The 5,011-nt window shown below is 70.7% G+C and carries 6 protein-coding genes; 5 read left to right on the top strand and 1 reads right to left on the bottom strand.

What is annotated here, in order from left to right; genetic code table 11:
• The 5 genes from RMO85_RS12005 to dmpG all read left to right on the top strand — a co-directional run.
• Positions 1–795 (top strand): F510_1955 family glycosylhydrolase (locus RMO85_RS12005; protein WP_310528960.1); only part of this gene is annotated, 795 nt, incomplete at its 5' end.
• Between the two features lie 46 nt (positions 796–841).
• A complete protein-coding gene (locus RMO85_RS12010; RefSeq protein ID WP_310528961.1) occupies positions 842–1,603 on the top strand; it encodes an IclR family transcriptional regulator in 762 nt (253 codons plus the stop codon).
• An 80-nt stretch (positions 1,604–1,683) separates the two neighbouring features.
• Positions 1,684–2,505, top strand: a complete 822-nt coding sequence (locus RMO85_RS12015; RefSeq protein ID WP_310528962.1) for a fumarylacetoacetate hydrolase family protein — start codon at positions 1,684–1,686, stop codon at positions 2,503–2,505.
• Positions 2,502–3,440 (top strand): acetaldehyde dehydrogenase (acetylating), encoded by a 939-nt coding sequence (locus RMO85_RS12020; protein ID WP_310528963.1) that lies wholly within the window; start codon positions 2,502–2,504, stop codon positions 3,438–3,440. Before RMO85_RS12015 ends, RMO85_RS12020 begins: the two co-directional genes overlap by 4 nt.
• Positions 3,437–4,453, top strand: coding sequence for a 4-hydroxy-2-oxovalerate aldolase (dmpG, locus tag RMO85_RS12025; RefSeq protein ID WP_310528964.1), 1,017 nt, complete (start codon positions 3,437–3,439; stop codon positions 4,451–4,453). The genes RMO85_RS12020 and dmpG overlap by 4 nt, the downstream gene beginning before the upstream one ends.
• 46 nt (positions 4,454–4,499) lie before the next feature.
• Here the strand turns inward: dmpG and RMO85_RS12030 are convergent.
• Positions 4,500–5,011: Na+/H+ antiporter NhaA (locus RMO85_RS12030; protein ID WP_310528965.1), on the bottom strand; the 512-nt coding region annotated here is incomplete at its 5' end.

The raw sequence follows: 5,011 nt of genomic DNA on the forward strand, positions 1-5,011 counted from the left end.
CTCTCGGGGTGCGGCGCGAGCGACAGCCCCGCACCGAACGCGGGCGAGGAAGATGCGCTGGGCCACGTGCACGGCCTCGGAGTCGACCCCGGTGACGGCACCCTGTACGTCGCCTCCCACTTCGGCGTCTTCCGCGTCGCCCAGGACGGAACCCGCGAGCGGGTCGCCGACCGGTGGCAAGACACGATGGGCTTCGCCGTCGTTGGTGCGGGGCACTTCCTCGGCTCCGGCCACCCCGACCTACGCGAGCGACTGCCATCGAGCCTCGGCCTCATGGAGTCCACCGACGGCGCCCAGACCTGGGACACCGTGTCGCTGCTCGGGGACGCGGACCTGCACGCCATTGAACCGGTCGGCGACCGCATCTACGCCTACGACTCCGCCAGCGGGTCACTACTGACGACCACAGACCGGAAGAACTGGACCACCATCAGCACCCAGCAGCTCTACGACCTCGCTGCGGACCCGGCGGACCCCAGCACCGTCTACGCCACCACCGACCGAGGCACCCTCGTCCGGTCCACCGACGGACAAGAGCCCCGACCAGTACCCGGCGCACCGACGCTCACGGCGATCGACTGGCAACCAGACGGACCGCTTGTCGGCATCGGCGCCGACGGCACCGTCATGAGCAGCTCAGACGCCACCGATTGGCAGGAGGCGGGACAACTCGACGGCCCGGCCGAAGCGCTCGATGCCGTGGATGGCAGATGGCATGCGGCCACCGGGAGCGGGGTGTACGAGTCGACCGACGACGGACAGACGTGGCAGACGCTGATTCTCCACGACCACTGATCCGACTGGAGGGGCCGTGGAGACGCGGCGGCGGTACCTTCCTTGCGTGAACCCCGCACCCCGACCAACGACCGACACCGCCACGGTGCTCGGCAAGGTGGTCGCGGTCCTGGAGGCCTTCACGATGGACGACCGTGGCGTCACCCTGGCCGAGATCGGCCGCCGGACGGGCCTCGCGAAGGGCACTCTCCATCGGGTCTGCGGTGACCTGGTCGCGGCCGGCCTGCTCGAGCGTCGCGACGACCTGTATCGCCTCGGGCGGCTCATGTTCGAGCTGGGGATGCGCGCCTCGGTCGAGCGCGACCTGCTCGACGTCGCAACGCCCTTCCTCGAGGAGCTCCGGCAAGCCGTCGACGAGACCGTGCACCTCGGAGTCCGCGACGGCAGCGACGTCGTCTACGTCGCCAAGCTGACCGGGCATCGCCAGACGTCCGTGCCGTCGCGGACGGGCGGGCGACTCGGACTCTCCTGCACAGCCGTCGGGAAGGCGCTGCTGGCACACGCGCCCCCCGACGTGTTGGAGGAGGTGGTCCGGGCGGGACTGACCCGACACACCCCGCGTACGGTCACGGCCCCCGGAATCCTGGCCCGCCAGCTCGAACAGGTGCGGCTGACAGGGGTCGCCTTCGAGTTCGAGGAGTCGCTCACCGGTCTCGTCTGCGTGGGCGCACCGATCTTCGACCTCGACGGGGAGGCGGTCGCCGCCGTCAGCGTCGCCGGCCCCATCGCTCGGTTCAACCCACAGGCGCACGCCGACCGGGTGCGCACCACCGCGCGCGGCATCTCCGCCACCCTGGCCCGACGCTGAGCCAGGGAGATCGGATCCGCGTTCCGGTGAGTGGAACATGGCGTGAGCTCACGGGCGCTCCCTGCGGGCACAGTGGGCGCGTGACCACAGCTCCTGACCTGTCCGACGCGGCCGCCCGCGCCCTGGAGAGACTCGAACTCGCGCAGCAGACACTCGTCCCCTGCCCGCCCGTCCGCGACCTGATCGGTGCGGACGCGGGGACGGCGTACGCCGTGCAGCACGCGCTCATCAGGCGGCGGGTCGCCGCCGGAGCAACCGTCGTCGGTCGCAAGGTCGGCCTGACCTCGCCGGCCGTGCAGGCGCAGATCGGCGTCGACCAGCCCGACTTCGGCGTCCTCCTCGACGACATGGCCTACCCGGACGGCGCCACGGTCCCCACGCGTGGTCTGCTCCAGCCGAAGGTGGAGGCAGAGATCGCGTTCGTGCTCGGCGTCGACCTGGTCGACGGCGACCTCGACGACGCACAAGTGCGAGCCGCGGTGGCGTGGGTGCTCCCCGCGCTCGAGATCGTCGACAGCCGCATCGCCGGGTGGGACATCACCTTCGCCGACACGGTGGCCGACAACGGCTCGAGCGCGCTCTTCGTCCTCGGTGCCGAGTCCAAGACCCTGGCCGACATCGAGCCCGTCGACGCCGAGATGTCCATGACCCGCGACGGCGAAGTCGTCTCGACCGGCAGCGGCGCGGCCTGTCTCGGCGACCCTCTCAACGCCCTCGCCTGGCTGGCCCGGACCGCTCGCGACTTCGGCGAGCCGCTGCTGGCCGGTCAGGTCGTCCTCTCCGGCGCTCTCGGCCCGATGGTCGCGGTCACGCCGGGCGACAGCTTCGCAGCGGAGATCAGCGGTCTGGGCTCCGTCTCCGTCTCCTTCGGATCCGACTCCGACGAAAGGACGTCCCCATGAAGACCAAGGTGGCCGTCATCGGCTCCGGCAACATCGGCACCGACCTGATGATCAAGGTCCTGCGCCTCTCCGAGACCCTCGAGATGGCGGCGATGGTCGGCATCGACCCGGAGTCCGACGGTCTGGCGCGCGCGCTGCGCTTCGGGGTCCCGGTCACTGCCGAGGGCGTCGAGGGGCTGATCGCGATGGACGGTTTCGACGAGATCGAGATCATCTTCGACGCCACCTCGGCGAAGGCGCACGTCGCGAGCGCGGCGAGGCTGGCGGCGTACGGGAAGAAGCTGATAGACCTCACGCCGGCGGCCCTCGGTCCGATGGTGATCCCAGCGGTCAACCTCCGCGACCACGTCGATGCCGACAACGTCAACATGGTCACCTGCGGCGGACAGGCCACGATCCCGATCGTCGCGGCCATCGCGCAGGTCGTGCCGGTGCCCTACGCCGAGATCGTCGCGTCCATCGCGTCGAGGAGCGCCGGCCCCGGCACCCGCGCCAACATCGACGAGTTCACCGAGACGACCAGCCACGCGATCGAGGCCGTCGGCGGCGCCGAGCGCGGCAAGGCGGTGATCATCCTCAACCCGGCCGAGCCGCCGCTGATCATGCGCGACACCGTCCTGGCGCTCGTCAACGCGCCCGACGAGGCGACGCACGACGAGATCCGCGCGTCGGTGGAGCGGATGGTCGGGCAGGTGTCGGAGTACGTCCCCGGCTACCGGCTCAAGCAGCAGGTGCAGGTCGTGCCGGTCCCTGCGGACCAACCCGTGCACACCCTCACCGACACGCCGGTGACCCACCAGGTCTCGGTGTTCCTCGAGGTCGAGGGCGCCGCCCACTACCTCCCGGCGTACGCCGGCAACCTGGACATCATGACCAGCGCAGCCCTGCGCATGGCCGAGGCGATGGCCGCTACCAAGAAGCAGGTGTCGACATGACGAAGCTGTTCATCCAGGACGTCACCCTGCGCGACGGCATGCACGCCATCCGGCACCGCATCGAGCCCGAGCGGGTCGGCGCGATCGTCGCCGCGCTCGATGCGGCTGGAGTGGGCGGCATCGAGGTGACCCACGGCGACGGCCTCGCCGGCGGCTCGCTCAACTACGGCCCCGGCTCGCACACAGACTGGGCGTGGATCGAGGCGGCCGCCGAGAACATCACCAACGCGCGGCTCACCACCCTGCTGCTGCCGGGCATCGGCACCATCGAGGACCTCAAGCGCGCGCACGGCCTCGGCGTCCGCTCCGTTCGCGTCGCCACACACTGCACCGAGGCCGACGTCTCGGCCCAGCACATCGCGACTGCTCGTGAGCTCGGCATGGACGTGTCCGGCTTCGTGATGATGAGCCACATGGCCGACGCGGCGACGCTCGCCGGCCAGGCGAAGCTGATGGAGTCCTACGGCGCCCACTGCGTCTACGTCACCGACTCCGGCGGGCGGCTGATGATGGACGGCGTCCGCGAGCGGATGCGGGCCTACCGCGACGTGCTGGACCCCGGCACCGAGATCGGCATCCACGCGCACGAGAACCTCTCCCTCTCGGTGGCCAACTCGATGGTGGCCGTCGAGGAGGGAGCGAACCGGGTCGACGCGTCGCTGACCGGGCTGGGGGCAGGAGCGGGCAACTGCCCGATCGAGCCCTTCATCGCCGTGGCCGAGCTCAACGGCTGGGACCACGGCTGCGACCTGTTCGCCCTCCAGGACGCGGCCGAGGACCTCGTCCGCCCGCTGCAGGACCGCCCGGTCCGGGTCGACCGGGAGACCCTCACGCTCGGCTACGCCGGCGTCTACGGCTCGTTCCTCCGCCACGCGGAGACCGCGGCCGAGCGCTACGAGGTGGACTCACGCGAGCTCCTCCTCGAGGTCGGTCGTCGGGGGCTCGTCGGCGGCCAGGAGGACATGATCGTGGACATCGCGCTCGATCTCGTCGCGTCCGCGGCGAGGTCATGACGATCAGGCTCAGGGCCGCATTCACGATCACTGCTTGCCGGGCGAATCACTCCTGCGTCTCGTAGACGTCCGGGATGCCGTCGGCGTCGGTGTCGGTGGACTCGACGTCGCGGATGCGGCGATAGGTCCGGTTGCGGGAGCGGAGGAGGATCCCGGCCAGGAGGGCAGCGACGAGTGAGCCGGTGAGCACGCCGATCTTGACGTGCTCGGTGCTCGCACTCCGGGGGCCGTAGGCGAGGTCGCCGATCAGCAGCGAGACGGTGAACCCGATCCCGGCGAGCAGGGCAACACCGGCGACGTCGAGCCAGCCGAGGTGGTCGTCGAGGGTGGCGCGGGTGAACCGCGCGACGAGGTAGGTGGTGCCCAGGATGCCGACGAACTTGCCGATCACGAGTCCGGCGACGATGCCGAGGGCGACCCGGTCGGTGAGGGCGCCGATGAGGCCCGAGATGCCGCCGATGGTGACCCCGGCGGCGAAGAACGCGAAGACCGGGACGGCTAGTCCGGCCGAGATGGGGCGGAGGCGGTGCTCGAAGTGCTCGGCCAGTCCGGGACCGG

It is taken from the genome of Nocardioides sp. (genome assembly GCF_031422975.1).
Classification (GTDB): domain Bacteria; phylum Actinomycetota; class Actinomycetes; order Propionibacteriales; family Nocardioidaceae; genus Nocardioides.